The organism is Lyngbya sp. CCY1209 (assembly GCF_055795065.1).
In genome coordinates this window covers 1-21,903 of sequence record NZ_JAYFER010000582.1, presented here as the reverse complement: position 1 = coordinate 21,903, position 21,903 = coordinate 1, and the positions used below count along the sequence as shown (strand labels likewise).

Genomic DNA, 21,903 nt, shown 5'->3' with positions numbered 1-21,903 from the left:
TATCAAGTCCGTTTGAATACTTACACAATCGTTCGAGAAAAGGCAATCGGCAAGAGGCAATCGGCAAAAGTTTGAAGTCGCTTCAGAAGATGGCACCCAGGAAGCATAACTGTTTGAGCGGACATGATATCACAGATACACCCAAAATTATAAATTAAACTTTTGGATTTATATTTTTTAATTGAAATTTCAGATGATTGAGGCCCGGATTAAACGTGAAAATGATTCTCATTCTTGGACGAAACTCCGTCACTTGACAGCGATTTTGGGTTATGATAGACTGTAGTCTATAGGTTATATTACCCTTCGTGTCAGTAATGGCGGGTTGTGTGGGGCGATCGCTTCCCGGAAATTGCCTCAAAGCCCGATTGTACCGTTTCCAGTTTCTCCCAGGAAGGGGCGATCGGCCGCCGCCAGATTTTCCGCCCATTCACGAGAATTTTGATGAGCACATTTGCTGGGGTTGACAAAAGTATTGAAATATGCATTCAATCGCGTTGGCGAGTATACAGAGCGAATTCCTTTGAGTTATTTTCAACAACAATAAGGAACCGTTCCATCCGGCATGATCGTCCCCTGCAAGTTGGCACCTTCCCAATTAACTCGATTTAAAATTGCCCGACTCAGATTCGCGCCGTGCAGGTTCGCCCCCCGCAAATCAACCCCCTGCAAAATCGCCCGATTCAGGTTCGCACCCCGCAAGTTTGCCCCCCGGGCGTCAGTATTTTCAAAGCGCGATCGCCCCAAATTAACAAATCGCAAATCCGCACCCATCAGATTCGCCTCGATAAATTTCGTCCCGAACAAATAGGCACCATTTAAGTGGGAATCCATCAAATTAGTACAGTTAAAATCGGCCCGGAAGGCGATCGCATCCAGCAAAATCGCCTCGTTCAAATTAGCGTAATTCAGGTTAGTGTCGTTGAGGTTCGCCCCGGATAAATTCGCCCTGCTGAAATTCGCCCGCCGCAGCGTCGCAAAGCTCAAATTCACCCGTCGCGCGATCGCATCCCTCAACTGAGTTCCGATCAAATTGCCACGTTCCAAATCCGCTTCCGTCAAGTTGCAATCACACAAATTCGCCCCCAGCAAATTGGCAGTCTTCAAATTAGAACCCCGAAGGTTTGCCCCTCGCAGATCCGCCCCGCCGAGATCGGCATTTTGCAAATCGGCTTCCATCAACTCGGAACCCTGCAAATTCGCCCCGCCGAGATGAGCACAACGGAGGCGGGCACTGACTAAAATGGTTTGGGATAAATTAGCATTTTGGAGGTCGGCAAATTCCAAATTTGCCCCCGGCAAATCCAGGGTTCTGAGGTTAGCTTCGGCGAGTTGAGGTGCGATCGCGGGATTTTCTTCTCGCCACGACCGCCACTTTTCCACCCCCCGCTTCAACAGTGCCAGATGTTCGATATTCGTCAAATCCAACCTCCTCATTCGTTCTTCTGTTCCGCCAGAGGATCGCGGCCGGAGACGTTTGCGATCGCCTCCAAAGCGGCGGCGGAACCAGCCAAAATATCCTGTTCTTCTCCCCCCAGATACAACCGTCCGAAACTGCCCACTGCCTGCACTTGCAGGATATTAATTAACGCCGCTTTTTCCGCCTCGTTCGCCGCCAGGGCCGCGTAGGCTGCCGGTTGCACTTCCAAAACATATAAAGTCTGTTTCGCCAACAATAATTGTCCCCGCCGGTTGCGGTTGATCAGTTGAGCTTGGTGGGGGTCGATATTGCGGATAATTTGACTCGACACCACCCGAGGTTTGAGGCGATCGCTTTCTTTGACTCCCAAATAATCTAAAATAGCCCGACCCGCCGTCGTGGTATCCCCCTGGCGGCTGGAGTGAATTTCGAGTAACCCGTACAGCCGTTCCACAAACTGGACGCCGGGACGCACGATCGTGGACTTGAGGGCGACGTCGGTGATGCGATTAATTTCAATTCCGGGGGAAATTTCGATCCACAGGGAAGCGTCCCCCGGTAATGGCAAAAACCCCAACGCCACCGTCCCGATGTAGGCGGCGTGTTGGGGTTGCAGGTTGTCGAGATAGACGTAACTTCGCAGTTCTACACCCAAGGTTGACCCTCTCTCCGATTTCTTCCCTTGACACTTGGGATTCTGAGCGCAACTATTGTACCGTATCGGCGGGAACTGCGGGCATTTCTCGCTAATTGACAATTTTGGCGTCGGTGATCATTAACTCCTCGCGGGTTTTTCCGCAGGGTTCGTTGCTCTGGCAGTCGTTGACGGTTTCGACACCGTATTGGAGGGAAACGGTGCGGTTCAGGAGGCGATCGCTTTGGGCACAAATGTCAAAGGTGGCGCCGAGGTTGTGTTCTCGGTTCGCCTCGTCCCGGAGGGTGACGTAGCACATGATGTCCCCCTGGACGATTTCTGTAATCCGCCCCATCTGGGGTTTTTCCTCAGTTTGGGCGAGGTAGAATTCCAGATCTGCGGTGCGATCGCGGGTCATTTCCGTCAGACAGCCGGTGAACAGAAGGCCTTCCAAGGTGCCCCCCAGGGCTTCGGCGGCTTCAAACTTGCAGGAGGCATCCCGGAATTTGATCCAGGCCCGTTCAGCTTCGATCAGGCGCCGTTTTTCTTCGCCTTCGACGGTGGCGATCAGTTGTCGGTAGACTTGGTTGAGTTTGCGATCGGCGATTTTATAATCCCGTTCGAGGCAGGCTTTCATTTCGGCGGTGGTGCCGTTTTCGTCGCACTGAATTCCCTGTGCTAGTTGGCTGTCGGCGGGTTGGGAAACGGTGGCGGCGGGGGACACCAGAAAAGCTGCGAGAATGGCGGTGAAAATTTTATCAATCATGGGTGCTACTGAATTGGCGAACGTTGGTTTCAGATTACGGCTGCTGTTTCGGTGGGGGAGGATGGCAGGTGCCATTTTTTGGATTGTCTCAAACTCAGATGGCGATCGCGCCTTTTGAGTTCCCTGAGTTGATGCCCGAGTCGGGGACCATTTCCGCAACTGTCACGCGATCGATGTTATAACTAATTGTCAAATTGCTGACAATCGAGCCATTTCGGGTGTCGAGGTAAACATGAACGGAACTCAACTCCTGCCGCCAAAATTCTTCGCCATGATTTGGAGTGGCATTTTCCTGCTGATTCTGGGATGCGATCGCCCCCCCTTCGCCAAAGTCGAGCCCCTGGAACCCGACCGACTCGCCGCCCTCTCCAAACCCCCCAAACCCTACACCCGGGAGGCGACGTTGGTCGCCGTCGGCGATATCATGATGCACGGGTCGCAAATCAAATCCGGTTATAATTATAGCACAAAAACCTACAATTACGACGCATTTTTTACCGAAGTTAGGAATATCATCAAAACCGGAGATTGGGCGATCGGCAATTTAGAAACCACCCTCGCCGGCCCGGAAACCGGATACACCGGCTACCCCCTCTTCAACGCCCCCGATACCCTGGCGGATGCGATTAAAAATGCCGGATTCAATATTTTGACGACCGCCAACAACCACTCCCTCGATCGCGGCGAAAAGGGTGTTATAAAAACCTTGGAAAACGTCAAAAGCCGGGATTTGGTTCCCGTGGGAACAGCCGCTTCCCAGTCGGAGGCGGACAAAATAAAAGTTATCGAAAAAAACGAGATATCGATGGCACTTCTCGCCTACACCTACGGCACCAACGGCATCCCCATCCCCGCCGGAAAAGATTATTTGGTTTCGTTAATTGACGAAGCGGAAATCGTCAAAGATATCATCGAGGCGCGACAACTCGGCGTCGATGTCGTTACCGTCGCCCTGCACTTCGGAACCGAGTATCAGCGACAGCCCAACACCCAGCAAAAACAACTGGTCGGACAACTGGTAAAAGCCGGGGCGGATATCGTCCTGGGAAGCCATCCCCACGTCGTCCAACCCTACGAAATATTCGATTTGACGGGGGAAGGCGGACAACCCCGCCAAGCGGTGGCGATTTACTCGATGGGCAATTTCATCTCCAACCAGCGGGGAAATTACAAGGATTTGGGCGTTATTTTTAAAGTAAAAATCGCCAAAAATTTTCCCGAAGAAACGATAGAAATTGCCGCCGTCGAAGCCCTGCCCACCTGGGTACACCGCTACGGGTTGAACGGAAAACAGAATTTCCGCATTTTGCCGTTGGAAGCCGTGTTATCCGCGAAAAACGATCCCCTGTTAAAATCCGGCGACTATTCCCGACTCGCCCGAGATTTGGAACGGATGAACCGCCATCTCGAATCATTGACACCGGCTCAAAACACGGCGCAAGTGCGATAATAAAATATCGGATACTTCTCCGTGTCCTCTGTGCCTGGAGTGGTTAATTTTCCCGAAACTCTAATCTTCAAAACCATGCCGATCGCAACTTCCCCCAAATATACCTCCCCAGAATACATGGATCGCGTCCGGACGGCGATCGCCACTTTAAAACAAGACCTCCCCACCCTGTTCGAGAAAGATATCAGCTACGATATCTATACTTCTGACATTGTATTCGCCGATCCGGTGAACCAATTTAAGGGTAAATTCAATTACCGGATTATTTACTGGACGCTCAGATTTCACGGTCGCTTATTTTTCACCGACCTCCATTTCGACCTGCACCGCATCCGGCACGTCGCCACCGATGTAATTATGGCCTATTGGACCGTGCGGGGAACCCTCCGCCTCCCCTGGAAACCCCGCATTTACTTCGACGGTGCTTCCACCTACAAACTCGACGCAGACGGGCTCATCTACGACCACGAAGACAGCTGGGATCGATCGCCCGGAGAAATTTTGAAACAATTTTTCCAAAAAGGGTCCTGATATCCGCCCCGGAGGTTCGGTTTTAATCACTCGAAGGGAATGCGATCGGATCGCTATATTTAAGACAAGACGAAATCAGGAAGGAATCCGAAATATGACGAACCCTACCGAACGAACTCCCGAACTGTTTGAGAGCCACACTTCCGGCCCCAATAAACTGTGGCAATACGTCCGCTCCATGCCCCCCGAAACCGTCGCCCAACTGTCCCACCCCGACGCGGACGTCGCCCAATTGATGGAGCACAATCTCCTGCAAATGCTCGGCGGCTTGCCCTCCGAACAGTTTGATGTTACGATTACCACCAATCGCGAGAATCTCTCCCGGCTGCTGGCCTCGGCAATGATGAACGGTTATTTTCTATACAAAGCCAAACAGCGCATGGAGTTTGAGAAATCGGTTGCCAATCTCTAGGAAGAGGCGGAACAGCCCTCAACCGGACCGGCGATTGATTCAAAATCTCCTTTCCTGCGACTAGCATGGGAGGAGTTGTTTACTATTGACTAGAACGTGAGCCAACCCGATCTGACAGAAAAGAACAACAATTCGTCCGGGGAGTCGGTTCCGGTAGCTCCCGTCGAATTCAATTTGCCCCTCCAGAAACAGCAGGCACTCCAACAAGTTTTTGAACGCCGAGCCGGGGAGCGACAACTGGTCGTCATCCAAGATTTTCCCGACCCGGATGCCCTCTCCTCCGCCTGGGCCTACAAACTAATCGCCGCCCAATATCAGATCGAGTGCGATATCGTCTACGCGGGAACCCTCAGCCACCAAGAAAATATCGCCCTGGTCAAATTGACGAGTTTACCCGTGCAACGCTGGCCGATGGAGACGGCAAAAACGAAGGATTTATCCGTTTACTCCGGCTGCGTTTTTATCGACCACCAGGGTACGACCAGCCAACTCACCCCCCTATTGCAAAAAGCGGGAATTCCCGTCGTCGTCCTCATCGACCACCACAGTTTACAAAAAGATGTCAAACCGGAGTTTGTAGACATCCGCCCCGGACTGAAGGCGACGGCGACGCTGATGACGCAGTATTTACAAACCGGAGAGTTTTTGAAACTCGACAGCAATGACAGCATCCACGTTAAATGTGCCACCGCCCTGATGCACGGGTTGCGATCGGACACCAACCAACTGCGGCAGGCCACCAAAGAAGAATTCATGGCCGCCGCCTACCTGAGCAGTTTTTACGATGCGGCGTTGTTGGATTCGGTGTTGCGATCGTCCCGGTCGAAGCGGGTGATGGACGTGATCGAGCGGGCTCTGTCCAACCGCCGCATCCAGGACAACGTTTCCATTTCCGGCGTCGGCTATCTGCGGGCCTCCGATCGCGATGCCATCCCCCAGGCCGCCGACTTTTTGCTCACCGAAGAGAACGTGCACACCGCCGTTGTCTACGGCATCGTCCACGACGATTTCAACGAGGTGGAATTGGCGATCGGATCGCTGCGGACCAACAAGATCACCCTCGACCCGGACGAGTTTATCAAAGAGGCCTTCGGCACCGACGTCACCGGAAAATTTTTCGGTGGCGGCCGCAGTCAGGCGGGGGGGTTTGAAATTCCGCTGGGTTTTCTTTCCGGCTTCAACGAAAACAAAGAATACGCCGATCTGAAATGGAAGGTCTTCGATACCCAAGTCAAACAAAAATTGCTGCGTCTGGTCAACCCAGACTCATGAAATAACAATTAATAATTAATAATTAACAATTAATAATTGTTGTCTGAATTGGATCGCAGTTGGGCTTTCATCGCCTCGATTTCGGCATCGATTTCCGCCCGGGTTTCTGCGGCGTTTGTGTGCCAATCCTCCTCGGTCAGACCCGTCAGGGCTTGCGATCGCGCCTCCAATTCCGCCACCCGATCCTCGATCGCATCCAGAGCCTCCCCGGAGGTGAGATTTTCCAACACCCGATTCAGGCGTTCCGAAGACCGAGCCGATCGCGATCGGGCGATGTAGAGATCCGCTTTCATCTCGGCATCCCCCGTTTTCGCTTCGAGCAGACGCATTTTAGCCCTCAGATGCGCCACAATTTGCCCCTGTTGCTCGAACTGGCGCGCCATCATCGCCGCCGTGTCCAGATAGGACTTCCGCCGCAGCAGGGCATCCCGGGCCAGGGATTCCCGGCCCTTCTGCAAGGCCAACTGCGCCCGCCCGTACCACTCCCGGGCCGTCTGTTCCGCCTCGGTGCGCTCCCGCTCGATTTGTTTTTGGGTCGCGATCGCCCCAGCCACGGCTTGCCGCAGGTGGATCAGGTCCGACCGCATCTCCCGCACCGCCCGCTCCAACAACTGTTCCGGCGTTTCCCGCCGCTCCAGCAGGCGGTTGACGTTGGTGCGGACGATCTGCCAAATCCGATTCGGGAGTCCCATCATTCCTTCGGCCTGTCGTACTGGACGGAAATGCCCTGGACCCGCAGTTCCTCGGCCAGACGTTCGGCCGACGCCGCGTCGCCGAGGGCCCCGAATTGAATTTTCACCCCCGTTTCAAATTCCCGGACGTAGGCGTCGGGAACCACCTCCCGGGCCGCTTCCAGGCCCCGCTCGTCCTGGTAGTCGGCGACCACGTAGTAAAATCCATCTTCCGCCCGAACCGGTTCGCCACTGGGTCGGGCCGCGCTCCCCCCGCCCGGGGTGGGGGTGGGAGTGGGAGTCGCGGGGGCCGGAGCCGGAGCCGGAGCCGGAGCCGGGGGCGCCGGTTCCGGCAATAATTCCTCGGACAGGTTGTTGAGTCCAGGCCCGGTGGGAATGGGGCTCGGCGTCGTTTGGGCCGGGGGCGCCGTGCCGGCGTCGGCCGGGGTGGGGGCGGGCGTCGGGGGAGCGGCCGGCGGGTCAGGATCGGGGTCGATGTTGCTGAGGGTGTTGAGGTCCAACTCGACAAATTCTTGGGTGGCGAGGTTGGGGGAGGTGGGTTCCACGTCCGCCGCCTCGACGGGTTCGGCTTCGGGGGTCTCCCGTTTGAAGATGCGGTCCAACCCCAAAACTCTCATTCCGGCCGGGGAGGTGACGACGTAGCCGAGGACCGCGCAGGAGAGGAACAGCAGCAGCATCGACAGCAGGCCCACCGGCGTCAACAGTCGGCCGGCCAAAGTGCGATCGCGCCGTTGTCGCCGGTACTCCCGGCGTCTTTCGATGCTGTCGATCAGTTGTTCGGTGGATTCGAGGTAGCCGTCGGGCGCCGGTTCCGCCACCGTGGCGGTATCGTGGGAACCGTTGCCGTTGGAGGTCGCCCCGTTTTGGGCGCGGGGGACGATGGGGGCCGCTTCCGGCAGCACCACCGATTCCCAGCCGGGGGGCCGGGGGGCCTCGGGTTTGGGGGGGTCGGTTCCCGGTGACATCCCGATCGCCTCGGGTGTCGGTTTGGAAGTCCCGGAGCCGGAGATCGGCGATCGCTCCCCGGGTTTTTGGGACCCGCGCCGGTATCGCCGGTATCGGGTCAGCTCCTGTTCCAGTTTCACGTCGAGACTGCCCAAAATAGATTGCAGGGCCGGTTTCAATTCGGGTGGGGGAGAGGTCGAGTTATTGCTGGACAATTGACTCATGGCAGATCAACAAAATCAGGTGGATGTTAAATGACGTTTGAATCGATCGATCGGATTCTCGGTGCGTTCGCCAACCGGATCCGCACCCCGGAACAGCGACAGTTGCAGGCGGTTTTGACCCGCTGGCCGGAAGTGGTGGGAAAATCGGCGATCGCCCACACCCGCCCGGTTTCGATTCACCGGAATATATTGTACGTCGCCACTTCCAGCGCCGCATGGACTCAGGATCTCACCTTCCGGCGCACGGCGATCATGCGGAACTTGAATCGGTGCCTCCCCGATCCCCTGCATGATATCAAGTTTTCCACAGCCCGGTGGCCCGGTCAATCTCCACCCACCGCCACCGCCGCAGGTGCGGATGTCCCCCATCCCAGCGCCGTCCCCGACGGCCCCCCGCCGGATTTGAGCGGTTCCCCCCGCCCGGAAACGGCGATCGCAGCCTTTGAACTCTGGGCCGAAAAAGTCAGGGCGCGATCGCGAAACTGGCCTTCGTGTCCCCGCTGCCACTGCCCCACCCCTCCCGGCGAACTCGAACGCTGGTCAATTTGCCGAATTTGTATGGCTCGGGAGCGGTGAGACGGTATTAGGGAGTCGGGAGTCGGTATTAGGGAGTCGGGAAAAATCGATAATCGTCAATTGTCCATTGTCAATTGTCAATTCTGTCCCCCACCCCTCACCCCCTCCGCAATCCTTGCGCCACCCGAGTTACTAACTTTTCGGGATGCAATTGTGGCGGAAGTGATGAATGTTTTTAAATCCGTCGCGAATGAATTTGGCTTGATCCCCAACCAGTTGTTCTCCCTTCGTGCTTGATCCCCGATACTTTACATTTATTTATAAAATTGGGTGATTTTGTGTCTATATATAAAGAAATTCTAAAAGAATTCTAAATTCCCGGCGACCTTCAAAATCGATTCCACCTCAGATCCCATCAGCGTTTACGCATTCTAGACGGGGATCGCACGATAGCGCACAATTATAGATATAACCTCCGCCGTCCAGCCAGGGAGAACGCCATGAAAACAACTCCTATTTTAACCTCCGCCTGCCGCTGCTGTCAGCATTACACTCCCGAAGGACGGCGGGGCGGCATCTGTGACCAACTCCACGTTCCGGTCAAAGGCAGTTGGAAGGCTTGCCCCCTGGCGATCCCCGCCTTCGCCCCCTCTTGGGAGCGGGTCGAGACGCTCATGCAGTTGAAACAAGCCACGCCTACCGTGCGGGAAGTCATGCTCGGCGACTCTCTCCCCAGCTTAACCCCGACTCACCCGGAAATGATAGCCCCGGCCACCCCATCCTCCGATCGCGTCGCCGTCTGAATCTTCGGGCACAAGAGCGATCGGGACTCCTGGATCTCCCCGACTCCCTAATACCGACTCCCGACTCCCTCATCCATCACGGAAGCCAGGGATACTGTCGGAAATCGGGCTTCCGCTTTTCGAGAAACGCCTGCTTTCCCTCCGATCCTTCCTGAGTCATGTAATAGAGTAAAGTCGCGTTGCCGGCGAGTTCCTGCAAACCCGCCTGGCCGTCGCAGTCGGCATTGAACGCCGCTTTCAAACAGCGAATGGCGATCGGACTTTTTTCCAAAATTTCCCGGGCCCACTCAACCCCCTCCGCTTCCAGTTGTTCCACCGGGACGACGCAGTTGACCAAACCCATCTCCAAAGCCTCTTTGGCACTATATTGCCGGCAGAGATACCAGATCTCCCGCGCCTTTTTCTGGCCGACCACCCGGGCCATGTAACTGGCGCCGAAGCCACCGTCGAAACTCCCCACCTTCGGGCCGGTCTGGCCGAAAATCGCGTTGTCCGCCGCCAACGTCAAATCGCAAATCAGGTGCAGGACGTGGCCCCCGCCGATCGCGTACCCCGCCACCAAAGCGATCACCACTTTCGGCATCGACCGGATCAACCGCTGCAAGTCCAGCACGTTCAGCCGGGGAACCCCCGCATCGTCAATATAACCCGCCTCCCCCCGCACGCTCTGATCGCCGCCGGAACAAAAGGCATATTTGCCGTCGGTGTGGGGTCCGGCACCGGTGAACAGGACAACGCCGATCGCCCGATCCTCCCGCACATCCGCAAACGCATCGTAAAGTTCAAACACCGTCTTCGGACGGAAGGCGTTCCGCTTGTGGGGCCGGTTGATCGTAATTTTCGCGATTCCGTCCGCCTTCTGGTAAAGAATATCTTCGTAGGTTTTGGCCGTGTGCCATTCGATGGACATTAGTTCTCGGATCGAGCGATCGGTGATCTGGGCAAGTGAGTATTGTATCTCAATTGGGGAATGGGGAGTAGGGAATGGGGAATGGGGAATGGGGAATGGGGAATGGGGGGATAGAGACTTCCTCCGCCTCCTGTTCCCCTGTGCCCTTGTGTTCCCAAGCCTCTCATCAGATTTGCCAGTTCTCAAAACCCGTCAGTTCTCGGTTTCCGGGGATGACCTCGCCGATGCGGTAGGCGGGGATATTGTCATTGGCGAATCGAGCGATCGCACCTTCAGCCTGACTCGGCGGGACGAACAGCACGAATCCGACCCCCAGGTTGAACGTCTCCAGCATGGCGGTCGCGTTCACGTCTCCCCGGCGGGCCAGGTAGGTGAAAATCGGCGGGACGGGCCAACTGTCGGGAATGATCCGGACCGACGCCGTTTCCGGGAGACAGCGGGGCAGGTTTTCCGGCAGTCCCCCGCCGGTGATGTGGGCCATGCCCCGGATGTCCAGACCCTCGCGGAGGGCCTTGAGAATCGGTTTGACGTAGAGGCGGGTTGGGGTCAAACAGACTTCCCCCAGGGTTTGTCCCCCCAATTCTTCGGGGCGATCGCTCCAATTCATCTGGCGATCGGCGATAATTTTTCTGACCAAGCTGAATCCGTTGCTGTGCAAACCGCTGCTGGCCAGGGCGATCGCCACATTTCCTTCCTCAATTTGGGTTCCGTCCAGCAGCCGATCTTTCTCCACAATCCCCACGCAAAATCCCGCGACATCGTATTCCCCCGGCGGATAAAATCCCGGCATTTCCGCCGTTTCTCCCCCCAAAAGCGCACATCCAGCCTCTTCGCAGCCTTCGGCAATTCCCGTCACCACTTCGGTTAACTGTTCCGGCGAGAGTTTTCCCGTCGCCAGATAATCCAAAAAGAACAGCGGTTCGGCCCCGCAGGTGAGCACGTCGTTGACGCACATCGCCACCAAATCGATTCCCACGGTATCGTGGCGGTTGAGAAGATTGGCGAGTTTCAACTTCGTCCCCACGCCGTCCGTCCCCGAGACGAGGACGGGTTTTCGGTAGCCGGACGGCAGTTCAAAGCATCCCCCGAAACCCCCCAAACCGCCCAGCACTTCCGGGCGGTAGGTCCCCTGGACGCGATCGCGGATTCGATTCACAAAATCCCGGCCCGCCACCACATCGACGCCTGCTTCTCGATAATCCATCTCTTCCTCTAACTCGAATTTATTCAATCATATTGTCGGTCGAAATCGGGCAACCCTATAAGGTTGCCCCCACTCAATTGCCCCACACCCCGATTCACCGATATAGCAGTAAGCTCTCAGCTTTGGGCGATCGGCTCGTGTCAAATTCCCATCTATCAGGGTTTTGGGAGTTCGGTTCTGTCCGAACCGACTCTCGTAGTGCTATAAGAAAATTTGATAACACCCGAATTGGCCCGAACGAGAATGACCGCAAGTCTTTAGAAATGGGTATTTTGGCCCACACCGAACTGTCCAGTTTGCGAAATTGTCGCGCCACCCGACCCCAGGAGCCGATCCCCAAACCAAAAGTTCGTGCTACTCTGTTGCAGTTCCTTCAACAAATGTGAACACGGAACGAGTACGAATTACTGAGAGGGTCGAAACGTCTCTCCGGCAATCTGTGGCTCAATTCCAATTTTCAGAAGTTGCGTTTAGTAATGGACTTATGAAGTACAAACTTTGGAGTGGTCTGTCAACCATCCTCGTGCTCTCCGCTTTGAGCCTCAACTCATCGGGTCATGCAGAACAAAGGATGGCGGACCTCGGAGAACCGCTAAACACGGCTGTCAATGCGGATGAAGAGTCGATCGCACGGTCGGAAAACGGCGAGACGGCCGACGCTGAGATCGCCGGAGCATCGGAAGGCAGCGACGTGGTGAAAGTGGGAGAGCATCAGTCGGCGAATTCCCAAGATGCCATCGATGCGATCGCCAAAATTACCGCCCACCAACTCGACCAAAAACAAGCCGCAACCCTCTACGTCCGCGACATTCCGGTTCTGACGTTTCTACAAAAAGACCTGGCGTCCGCGACGCCCGAGCGACGCTACAACACGGTTTCCGTGAATGAGAATTCAGCCTTAAAAGTAGCCACCCCGACCCCCGAACCCGACCCATCCGATCCCGTCGTCCGGGCCAGCGCCGTCGCCGCCCAAATCAATCAACTCAGCCGCAACAACGTCGATGCCGACACGATTCGAGTCCGTTGGGATGCCGAGCGAGAAGCCTACGTCATCGAAGTGGGTGAAGAAAAATTGGTGGCGATCGATTCCGATACCATTCTCCCCGACACCACCCGCAACCCGGCCGAAGATGCCCTGCAGGCCACCAACCGACTGCGTCGGCAGATCGGCAACGCCAAACCCCTCAACGCCATCGAAGGGAAACCCCAGCCGGAAATTCTCCAAACCGCGACCCGCGCCATCTCCGATCGCGTCCAGGGTTGGGCGTCCTGGTACGGTCCCGGCTTCCACGGCAACCTCACCGCCAACGGCGAACGCTACAACCAATACGCGATGACCGCCGCCCACCGCCACCTTCCCTTCGGCACCGAAGTCCGCGTCACCAACATGGACAACGGCCGCTCGGTGGTGGTGCGGATCAACGACCGGGGCCCGTTTATCGGCGGTCGGATTATCGACCTGTCGGCCGGCGCCGCGGAGGTTTTGGGCATGATCAGCAGCGGCGTCGCCCCCGTCCAAGTCGAAATTTTGGCTCCCGCACGGTAGGGGAATAATTAATAATTATTAGTTATTCCTGCGCCCGAATTCATTCCTGTCCGATAAAATTGGTGGGAACTTAATTGCCTGCCACGACTGCCATGCGCCTGTTTACGACCGTCGCAGCACTGCGCTGTTATCTGGATTCATGCCGAGATCGGCAAGTGGGGTTGGTTCCCACGATGGGAGGCTTGCATCCGGGCCATTTGAGCCTGATCCGCCGGGCCCGGAACGGGTGCGAAGTGGTGGTGGTGAGCATTTTTGTCAATCCCCTGCAATTCGGACCCCGGGAAGATTTCAGCAAATATCCCCGGACGTTGGAAGCGGACGCGCAACTGTGTCGGGAAAATGGGGTGGATGCGGTTTTCGCCCCTTCCGTCGAGGAAATGTACGGTTCCCCCGATCGCAACAGTTCCCAAACCGCCGTCATCGCGCCGCCGGAACTGACCTCGGGACTCTGCGGCGCGTCCCGTCCCGGACACTTTCAAGGGGTGACGACGGTGGTGGCCAAACTCTTCAATTTGGTGCGGCCCGATCGCGCCTATTTCGGACAGAAAGATGCCCAACAACTGGCGGTGATTCGGCGGATAGCCGCGGATCTCAACTGGCCGATCGCGATCGTCGGCTGTCCCATCGTCCGGGAAGATTCGGGGTTGGCCTACAGTTCCCGAAATCAGTATTTGACGCCGGAGGAAAAACAACAAGCCACGGTTTTGCACCGTTCCTTGCAGGCGGCGGCCGATCGCTTTCGGGTGGGGGCGCGATCACTCGACGAAATATTGGAAGCCGCGAAGGAGATCTTGGCAACCGAGCCGGCGGTGCAGGTGGAATACCTGGAACTCGTCGATCCCGACACCTTGGAACCCCTGGAAATCGTAACGGAAACGGGGCTGTTGGCGATCGCAGCCCGGGTGGGAAATACCCGCCTGATCGACAATACCCTGCTGCGGACTCGCAAACCCATTTTGGCGATCGACGGGCCGGCGGGGGCGGGAAAATCCACGGTGACGCGGCGCATCGCTGAGGCCCTCAATTTAATGTATCTGGATACCGGCGCCATGTACCGGGCCGTGACCTGGAAAGTGCTGCAGTCCGAGATCCCCCTCGACGACGAACCCGCGATCGCGGAATTGGTCAGTCGCTCCCATTTGGAACTGATCCCCGACGGCGGACAACTGCGGGTTTTGGTGGACGGGGAGGACGTCAGCTCGGCGATCCGCACCCAGGAGGTGAGTAACAATGTCTCCGCGATCGCCTCACTCTCGGCCGTCCGCAAAGCCCTGGTCAAACAACAACAGGCCTTCGGTCGCCGGGGGGGATTGGTGGCCGAAGGGCGGGACATCGGTACCCACGTTTTTCCCGACGCGGAACTGAAGATATTTCTCACCGCCTCCGTCAAAGCGCGATCGCAACGGCGCCATTTGGAACTGCAACAAAAGGGCCATTCGGATATCGATTTGGAACAGATCGAGCAGGAAATCGCCCGTCGCGACGAGATCGACAGCACCCGCTCCATCGCCCCCCTGCGGAAAGCCGTCGATGCGATCGAGGTCGAAACCGACGATTTGAGTATCGATGAAGTGACGCGCACAATTGTTGAGTTGTACGCCAAAAATCGGGAACTCGGGGCACTCCAACTTTAAATTTTTGATTCACGTTCCAACCCAAACCGATTTGTTTTATTATGCTCCTATAATATTTTGCAAACTCGGCAATCCACTGCCTCAGTCCCTTCAATTCGGGTTAGACTGTTTGAGAGTTGGGATCGAGAGCGGACGGACGTTCGCTCCCAGTTTCGCTTGCGGATTGATATTGGTGTGAAGGAGAAATGACGTGGTACAACCGTACAATCAGGGATTAGCTTGGCAACAGCGAGTCTCGACTTTTGCCCTGTTAGCCGCTTTCAGCAGCTTTACCCTCGGCGTGATGTTGCCTTGGAATCTGAGAACTCAACGTCGAGCCGAAGCTCCCCCCCTCAGCCAACCGGTTCGGGAAATCCCCGCCCCAGTCGCCCCGAGTCCCTCACAGACAGCCCAACCGGACGCTCCATCCGACGCCGCCCCGGAAGAAGGGACCCCCGCCACCCCCGTCCCAACCGAGTCGTCCCCACCCGCAAACAGTCTCGGCATTCCCCCCATCAAAAGTGCGATCGCCCAACGGACCGAAGGCGTCCGAGTTTCCTTCCAAAATTTAGAAGACCGACGCTTCAACTTTGCGGTGCCCGAACGCTTCCGGGGCAAAACAATTAAAGAAGTGAGTTTGCCGCCGGATCGAAAAATTATCGCCCTCACATTTGATGACGGTCCTTGGCCGAAGACGACGGAACAAATTTTAGATATCCTCAAAGAAAATAACATCAAAGCGACATTTTTCTGGGTCGGGGCAGCCCTCACCAACCACCGGGACATCGCCAAGCGGGTCGCCGACGAAGGTCATGCCCTGGCCAACCACACCTGGAACCACCGCTATCATAAAGTCAGTCAAGCAGAAGCGGCCCGGGAGATCGATCGCACCGCCGATTTGATGGAGGAACTCACGGGAACCCAAACCTTTTATTTCCGGCCTCCGGGAGGGGTGATGGATAACGGTTTGGTAGACTACGTTTACAGCCAGAATTACGCCAATATTATGTGGTCCGTGGACTCCCAGGATTGGAGATCTTCGGCCGATGCGATCGCCAAAAATGTCATCAGCACCGCCAAATCCGGCGGCATCGTCCTCATGCACGACGGCGGCGGAAATCGCGTCCCGACGGTGAAAGCATTGCCGGGAATTATCAAAGAACTCAAACAGCAGGGCTACGAGTTCGTCACCCTCCCCAAATTGCTGCAAATGGCCGACGATCACATGACCCACCAAGAAATTGCCGAACAGGAAAAAGAAGCCCTGGAAATGTCGGGAAGTAGCGAGTCTGGAGGGGTCGCACAACCCTCGGAATAGGGAGTGGGGAAGCAAGAGAAGTGAGGAGCGAAAAGTGAGAAATTCTCACTTCTTGAATTGACCTTTGCCCTTCCCCTTTCCCCCGCCCTATTGGTCGGGAATCGCGCCGGTTTTATAGCGCTGCGCGCGGTCTTCGGCAGTCGGTATTAGGGCATCGAGAACTGAAACAAGGGGAGCTCGCCCCTTGTTAAAACCCCATTTCAACTGTTACCACGCGATCATCGCTCGTTGCTATATAATCGTACAATCTTCCCAATCATCTTTAGATGATTTTCGCTGTTAGCTTGGGAATTGATTCCCAAGCGGTTTGGATATATAGCAGTGATCGCTCGTCTGTTTACAGTTTTGGAAAGGGGGAAAAACCTCGGAATCCTGATGAAAAGGGGATTTCCCTTCCCTACACCCGTTGCCCTGAGCGCAGTCGAAGGGAGTCGAAGGGAGTCGAAGGGCTACACCCTACACCCCAGCGCTATAGCAGTGTGAAATCATTCGTAAAAAATTTGTGGCTAACAGCCCCCCAGAATTGGGGGGTTGGGGGGCTATAGCTTTTTCAAACGATTAAAGAATTGCTATCATATCAATCGTCGGGAAATTGCCAACAGGAAATCCGTTCGACGTTGTGGCTGCCGCAGCTTGAGCAGGGCGCATCCCAAGCCGAAGTCACCCACTCCGCCTCGCAGTCGCGACAGTGACAGAAAATATTATTGCGATCGGCGACTTTGATTTTAGATCGCCACGTTTCCAACAAATCGCGGTTATTTTCCGAACGGCGATCGCCCATTTCTAACCCTCCCAATTGAAAGCAATGAAAAGTGAAAAGTGAAAAGTGACCGATTCTCCATTTCCGGCTGGCGGTGCCGCACCTATTCGCATCCCAAAACCGAGATGGTATAACTCTGGCCGAGCGCGTCCAACCCGCCGACATTCAAATTGATTTGAAAAGGTCCATCATTCTCCCTTGGAAGGCCGGTAATTTCTCGGGATTCTCCCGGCGTGAGCGATACGTTATCGTCAAAGATGCGATCGGCCGTACCGTCCGAATATTTCAAAAACATTTTCACCTTGAAATTGGCATCTTCAGTGGATTCCGATTGAATGGTGGCGACGTATTGATTAAATCTCATCCCCCCCGGGACGGCAAAATCCGTGTCCCAATTTCCCCGGAAACCGACGGGAACTTTGGGAATGGTGCCGGCGTTGGGCGGAGATACCCGTTTGGTGACGGAGGTTCCTTCTCCCGCCACGACGGCGAGGGGAGTACAAGTTTGGGCGGCGACGGGAGTCACGGCCGTCAACACAAACGCCAAAGTTCCGATTAAGGGACGCATCAAAATTTCATCTCCTCACAAAATTGATAACTGTCATCTATTGTAGCGATCGCCGCATCTAATGCGAACATTTTTTCGATTCTTGTGATACAACAAAATAAAGATCGCGAGACATCCGGCGCGATCGCCCGCCGGCGTAAAAATAGGACTCCGATGATGACGGATCGATTCGACTTCTTCCAAAATTGGTATCCGGTTTCCCCCCTCGAAGATCTCGATCCGGGCAAACCGACACCCGTCACCCTGTTGGGAATGAATATCGTCCTTTGGAAACCCCCCGCTTCCCCCCAATATCGGGCATTTCTCGACCAATGTCCCCACCGCCTCGCCCCCCTGAGCGAAGGACGCATCGACGAAACCAGCGGCAACCTGATGTGCAGCTATCACGGTTGGGAATTCGATGCCGAGGGCACCTGCACCCGCATCCCCCAGGCCGAAAACCCGGAATTGGTGGACAAAAATCGCCAAAATTTCTGCGTCAGTGCCTTTCCCACCCGGGAAGCCCAGGAAATGCTGTGGATTTGGGCCGATCGCACCTCCCCAGAACTCGCGGAACGGACTCCCCTCCCCCTTTCGGACGCCATCGATCTCGATACCGACACAGATTCGGTTTGGAAAAGCATGGTTCGGGATCTCGACTACGACTGGCAAACCCTGATCGAAAATGTCGCCGACCCCAGCCACGTTCCCTTCGCCCACCACGGCCTCCAGGGCGATCGCAAAATGGGTTCTCCCCTGCCTGTAAAAGTGGTGGAATCTACTCCCAAACGCATCGAAGCGACAATCGATCGCGGTTTGAACACGAAAATCGTTTTTGAGCCGCCCTGTCGCTTGGAATATTGCTTTTCTGCCGGCGATAAGCGTTGGGGAATTCTGACGTACTGCCTCCCCATTTCCCCGGGAAAATCTCGGATCGTGGCATTTTTCCCCCGGAATTTTGCCAAAACTTTCCATCGCCTAACCCCCCGATGGTGGGATCACATCGCACTCCGAAATTTGGTTCTGGAAGGGGACATGATTTTGCTTCACCAGCAGGAACGCTACTTGCAACAGAAGCGACAGTCGGACAGTTGGAAAAATATCTACAAAATGCCCACTTCCGCCGATCGCCTGGCGATCGAGTTCCGCCGCTGGTTCGATCTCTACTCTCAGGGTAAATTGCCCTGGGAAGACGTGGGAATTTTTCCCCCTCCCGTTTTGCCCACCAATGGCGATCGCCGCCAAGTTCTCGATCGCTATTCCCAACACACCCAACATTGCAGCAGTTGCCGGAATGCCCTCAAACAAATCAAACGCTTGCAGGTGGTTTTGTTGGTCTATTTCACCCTGGCTATCTCAACCGCGGCGGTGATGCCGGACGGGGTGCGATCGCGCTTGGGTTTGCCGTTGGTGGCGATCGCACTTTTGGGACTCGGCGCCTGGACTGGGCTCAAGTTTTGGTTGGAACCGAGGTTCTATTTTGTCGATTACGTGCACTCCGAGAAGAATTGACATACTCCCCCGTTCAGCTAACACTCTAACGGGGGATTCTCAAGACCTCGCGGATTCTTGATTTCTGCTTCATTGACTCATCAACTCCAGGCGGAAGTCTCCGCAGACGTTTCCGGTTTCCCAGCCGTTTCCCAATGCCCTTGGGTACTGTTATTTGACCCTATTGATTTTTATTTTCAAAAAAAAATTAAGAAATGTTAAAAATTTCGACTTTTTTTCGGAGGGGGGTTGCTTTTGGGGTTGACTTCCGGTATTATTTTAGATAATGGGAGTGGTGACAGAAATATTATTTTGGCAACCACTCCCATTATGGAGGTTAATGTCAATAGTTTACCGGAAATCGCCGCCCCCTGTCAACCCCTTTTCGGCCATTTCGAGCTCAATTTTTTCAAAAATTTTAGCCGGACAGAAAAACTAAAGATCGGGTGGGGGGAGTGGGGAAAAATTGACAATTGACCCTTAATTTTTCAACTCTCAAATCCTGCACGGGCGCTTCCGCGTTGCGCCCCTCCCCACCCCCGGTTTAAACCGGGATGCCGGGGGTTTCTTTCCCTTCAGTTTTCCCATCCAAATTCGGCGGCAATTCCGCCCGAACCGGCGACAATTGAACCGCGCAGGCTTTCAACTCCGGCTGTTTGGAATCCGGGCAAGATTCGGGGTGGGTGAGGGCGTTAGCTTCCGCGCGATCGGCCCACAGCGCCCCCCAGTGCATGGGAACGAAGACCGTCCCCGGCGCGATCGCCTTCGTAATTTTTGCCGGAAAGAAAGCCGCACCACGGCGCGATCGCACTTCCACCCAATTCCCCTCCTCAATCCCCAACTTTTTCGCATCCTTGGGATGAATTTCGATAAACGGTTCCGGGTGCATTTTGCGGATCTTCTCGATATGGCCCGTGCGGGTTTGGGTGTGCCAGTGGCCGTAGAGTCTCCCCGTAGTCAAAACCAAGGGATAGTCGGGATCGGGGGGTTCGGCCAGTCCCCGGGCGTGGCAGGCGGCGAACCGGGCGCGACCGTCGGGGGTATTGAACCGAAAATCGGTATATAACCGTTTAGGGGTGCGGTTCACCTCAATTTCCGACTCGGGACAGGGCCATTGGATCGGCCCCTGGGTTTTGAGGCGATCGTGACTCAACCCCGACAAATCGCAGGGGCGATCGCGAGTTAACCGCCCGAATTCCCGGTAAACTTCAGCAGAATCGGCGAAATCGAACTGTTTTTCAAATCCCAGCCGCCGCCCGACTTCCGCAAAAATCTCCCAGTCCGCCTTCGCCTCCCCCGGCGGGTTGCGGAACGCCGGACACAGCGTCACCACCCGTTCCGAATTGGTCATCGTCCCAGTTTTTTCGCCCCACTGAGCCGCAGGTAATAAAATATGGGCATATTCCGCCGTTTCCGTGGGATAGTAGGCATCTTGATAGACAGTGAAAGGCGATCGCATCAAAGCAGCCTTCGTCCGTTCCAGATCCGGCATACTCACCGCCGGATTCGTCGCCGCCACCCACAGCAACCCCACCTCGCCGCGTTCCAAACCGGTAATCATCTCCCAGGCATTCAAACCGACTTGAGAAGAAATCCGGCCCGGTTCCAATCCCCAAAATACCTCGATTTCCGCCCGATGTTGGGGATTTTTCACCACCCGATAACCAGGGAGGATGTGGGCGAGTCCCCCCGCTTCCCGGCCCCCCATCGCGTTAGGTTGGCCGGTGAGAGAAAAGGGTCCAGCCCCCGGTTTGCCGATATTTCCAGTCATCAGATGGAGGTTAATTAAGGTTCTGACTTTTGCCGTCCCCTCGGAAGACTGATTCAACCCCATCGACCACAGGGACAGAACCCGCTTCGACTCAGCCCACCACTTCGCCGCCTTTTCCAAGTCGTCAAGGCGGATGCCACAGGTTCTCGCCACCAACTCCGGCGGATAGGATCGGATCACCTCCGTATAGTCGGAAAATCCCCGCGTACATTCATCAATAAATAAAGGATCGATCGCGCCCCACCGCATCAACAAACTGGCGATTCCGTTGAGAAGTTCGATATCCGTTCCCGGACGAATTGCCAGGTGCAAATCCGCCGCCTCAGCGGTTTGCGTCCGGCGAGGATCCACAACGATCATTTTGACATTGCGATTTTTCTTGTGATAAACCCGCAAACGATTGAAAGCGATCGGGTGACATTCGGCGGTATTCGTCCCGATCAAAAACGCACAGTCCGTCTGTTCCAAATCGTCATAGCAACAGGGCGGCCCATCCGACCCAAAACTTTGGATGTAACCAGAGACAGCCGAAGACATACAAAGGCGGGAATTGGCATCGAAATTATTCGTTCCCAAACCCCCTTTCAACAACTTTTGAGCAACGTAATAATCCTCCGTTTGAAACTGTCCGGAACCGTACATACAAATTCCGTCAGAACCCATCGTCTCGCGAACCGTTCGGATGCGGTTAACAATGCGATCATAAGCCTCCTCCCAGGAAACGCGGCGGAACGGTTCATCGAGAGTATCCCGAATCATCGGATACATGAGGCGACTTTTGTCGATCGCCTCCGCAACCGTCGCCCCCTTCACACAAACCTTCCCCAAACTCGACGGGTGGGCGCGATCGCCCCTCACCTGCCAAATCGGATTCCCCTCGCGATCGCGGTGAGTCGCCTTCCCAGGTTGGGCGGGTGGCAACACTTCCAACCCACAGCCGACACCGCAATACGGACACAAAGTTTTCGTCAATTCACTCATCAAACAATCGCAAAAATCTACGGACAAAAACGAACATCAATCGACCAAAAACCATCTGCGAAAATCTGCGAAATCTGCGGATAAAATCAACCATCAA

20 protein-coding genes are annotated in these 21,903 nt (G+C 55.4%); 10 read left to right on the top strand and 10 right to left on the bottom strand.

Annotated elements, in window-relative coordinates; all coding sequences use genetic code 11:
* Positions 1 to 534: 534 nt before the first annotated feature.
* From AC0QHF_RS21150 to AC0QHF_RS21140, 3 genes are all read right to left on the bottom strand, one after another.
* A complete protein-coding gene (locus AC0QHF_RS21150; RefSeq protein ID WP_324706223.1) occupies positions 535 to 1,422 on the bottom strand; it encodes a pentapeptide repeat-containing protein in 888 nt (295 codons plus the stop codon).
* An 11-nt stretch (positions 1,423 to 1,433) separates the two neighbouring features.
* Positions 1,434 to 2,075 carry a hypothetical protein gene (locus tag AC0QHF_RS21145; RefSeq protein ID WP_324706222.1) on the bottom strand — a complete coding sequence of 214 codons (642 nt, stop codon included), beginning with the start codon at positions 2,073 to 2,075 and terminating at the stop codon, positions 1,434 to 1,436.
* 91 nt (positions 2,076 to 2,166) lie between these two features.
* Positions 2,167 to 2,820, bottom strand: a complete 654-nt coding sequence (locus AC0QHF_RS21140; RefSeq protein WP_324706221.1) for a lysozyme inhibitor LprI family protein — start codon at positions 2,818 to 2,820, stop codon at positions 2,167 to 2,169.
* Positions 2,821 to 3,052: 232 nt separating this feature from the next.
* On the opposite strand from AC0QHF_RS21140, the gene AC0QHF_RS21135 reads away from it, so the two are divergent.
* From AC0QHF_RS21135 to AC0QHF_RS21120, 4 genes are all read left to right on the top strand, one after another.
* A complete protein-coding gene (locus AC0QHF_RS21135; RefSeq protein ID WP_324706220.1) occupies positions 3,053 to 4,270 on the top strand; it encodes a CapA family protein in 1,218 nt (405 codons plus the stop codon).
* Between the two features lie 75 nt (positions 4,271 to 4,345).
* Complete coding sequence (locus AC0QHF_RS21130) at positions 4,346 to 4,801, top strand: DUF2358 domain-containing protein (protein WP_324706219.1); 456 nt, start codon at positions 4,346 to 4,348, stop codon at positions 4,799 to 4,801.
* Between the two features lie 94 nt (positions 4,802 to 4,895).
* Positions 4,896 to 5,213, top strand: a complete 318-nt coding sequence (locus AC0QHF_RS21125) for a DUF760 domain-containing protein (protein ID WP_324706218.1) — start codon at positions 4,896 to 4,898, stop codon at positions 5,211 to 5,213.
* A gap of 96 nt (positions 5,214 to 5,309) precedes the next feature.
* Positions 5,310 to 6,485 (top strand): DHH family phosphoesterase, encoded by a 1,176-nt coding sequence (locus AC0QHF_RS21120; RefSeq protein ID WP_324706217.1) that lies wholly within the window; start codon positions 5,310 to 5,312, stop codon positions 6,483 to 6,485.
* A gap of 29 nt (positions 6,486 to 6,514) precedes the next feature.
* On the opposite strand, the gene AC0QHF_RS21115 is transcribed toward AC0QHF_RS21120, so the two are convergent.
* Both AC0QHF_RS21115 and AC0QHF_RS21110 read right to left on the bottom strand, forming a co-directional pair.
* Positions 6,515 to 7,180, bottom strand: coding sequence for a PspA/IM30 family protein (locus AC0QHF_RS21115; protein ID WP_324706216.1), 666 nt, complete (start codon positions 7,178 to 7,180; stop codon positions 6,515 to 6,517).
* The gene (locus AC0QHF_RS21110; RefSeq protein WP_324706215.1) at positions 7,177 to 8,346 is read right to left on the bottom strand and encodes a hypothetical protein; all 1,170 of its coding nucleotides are present in this window, start codon (positions 8,344 to 8,346) and stop codon (positions 7,177 to 7,179) included. The genes AC0QHF_RS21115 and AC0QHF_RS21110 overlap by 4 nt, the downstream gene beginning before the upstream one ends.
* A gap of 30 nt (positions 8,347 to 8,376) precedes the next feature.
* On the opposite strand from AC0QHF_RS21110, the gene AC0QHF_RS21105 reads away from it, so the two are divergent.
* Both AC0QHF_RS21105 and AC0QHF_RS21100 read left to right on the top strand, forming a co-directional pair.
* Entirely contained in the window at positions 8,377 to 8,922 is a 546-nt protein-coding gene (locus AC0QHF_RS21105; protein ID WP_324706214.1) for a DciA family protein, read from the top strand.
* 440 nt (positions 8,923 to 9,362) lie between these two features.
* On the top strand, positions 9,363 to 9,665 hold the full coding sequence (locus tag AC0QHF_RS21100) for a hypothetical protein (RefSeq protein ID WP_324706213.1): 303 nt from the start codon (positions 9,363 to 9,365) through the stop codon (positions 9,663 to 9,665).
* A 76-nt stretch (positions 9,666 to 9,741) separates the two neighbouring features.
* On the opposite strand, the gene menB is transcribed toward AC0QHF_RS21100, so the two are convergent.
* A complete protein-coding gene (gene menB, locus AC0QHF_RS21095; RefSeq protein ID WP_324706212.1) occupies positions 9,742 to 10,575 on the bottom strand; it encodes a 1,4-dihydroxy-2-naphthoyl-CoA synthase in 834 nt (277 codons plus the stop codon).
* A 166-nt stretch (positions 10,576 to 10,741) separates the two neighbouring features.
* Positions 10,742 to 11,779: a phosphoribosylformylglycinamidine cyclo-ligase gene (purM, locus tag AC0QHF_RS21090; protein WP_324706211.1), complete on the bottom strand. Its 1,038-nt coding sequence runs from the start codon at positions 11,777 to 11,779 to the stop codon at positions 10,742 to 10,744.
* A 484-nt stretch (positions 11,780 to 12,263) separates the two neighbouring features.
* Between purM and AC0QHF_RS21085 the strand changes: the two genes are divergently transcribed.
* From AC0QHF_RS21085 to AC0QHF_RS21075, 3 genes are all read left to right on the top strand, one after another.
* On the top strand, positions 12,264 to 13,325 hold the full coding sequence (locus tag AC0QHF_RS21085) for a septal ring lytic transglycosylase RlpA family protein (RefSeq protein WP_324706210.1): 1,062 nt from the start codon (positions 12,264 to 12,266) through the stop codon (positions 13,323 to 13,325).
* A gap of 92 nt (positions 13,326 to 13,417) precedes the next feature.
* Positions 13,418 to 14,959, top strand: a complete 1,542-nt coding sequence (locus AC0QHF_RS21080; protein ID WP_324706224.1) for a bifunctional pantoate--beta-alanine ligase/(d)CMP kinase — start codon at positions 13,418 to 13,420, stop codon at positions 14,957 to 14,959.
* A 190-nt stretch (positions 14,960 to 15,149) separates the two neighbouring features.
* Positions 15,150 to 16,256, top strand: a complete 1,107-nt coding sequence (locus tag AC0QHF_RS21075) for a polysaccharide deacetylase family protein (protein WP_324706209.1) — start codon at positions 15,150 to 15,152, stop codon at positions 16,254 to 16,256.
* 577 nt (positions 16,257 to 16,833) lie between these two features.
* On the opposite strand, the gene AC0QHF_RS21070 is transcribed toward AC0QHF_RS21075, so the two are convergent.
* Both AC0QHF_RS21070 and AC0QHF_RS21065 read right to left on the bottom strand, forming a co-directional pair.
* Complete coding sequence (locus AC0QHF_RS21070) at positions 16,834 to 17,037, bottom strand: hypothetical protein (RefSeq protein WP_324706208.1); 204 nt, start codon at positions 17,035 to 17,037, stop codon at positions 16,834 to 16,836.
* 82 nt (positions 17,038 to 17,119) lie between these two features.
* The gene (locus AC0QHF_RS21065; RefSeq protein WP_324706207.1) at positions 17,120 to 17,587 is read right to left on the bottom strand and encodes a hypothetical protein; all 468 of its coding nucleotides are present in this window, start codon (positions 17,585 to 17,587) and stop codon (positions 17,120 to 17,122) included.
* Positions 17,588 to 17,668: 81 nt separating this feature from the next.
* On the opposite strand from AC0QHF_RS21065, the gene AC0QHF_RS21060 reads away from it, so the two are divergent.
* Positions 17,669 to 19,075 carry an aromatic ring-hydroxylating dioxygenase subunit alpha gene (locus tag AC0QHF_RS21060; RefSeq protein ID WP_324706206.1) on the top strand — a complete coding sequence of 469 codons (1,407 nt, stop codon included), beginning with the start codon at positions 17,669 to 17,671 and terminating at the stop codon, positions 19,073 to 19,075.
* Positions 19,076 to 19,598: 523 nt separating this feature from the next.
* Here the strand turns inward: AC0QHF_RS21060 and AC0QHF_RS21055 are convergent.
* Positions 19,599 to 21,806 (bottom strand): molybdopterin oxidoreductase family protein, encoded by a 2,208-nt coding sequence (locus AC0QHF_RS21055; protein ID WP_324706205.1) that lies wholly within the window; start codon positions 21,804 to 21,806, stop codon positions 19,599 to 19,601.
* Between the last annotated feature and the right edge of the window lie 97 nt (positions 21,807 to 21,903).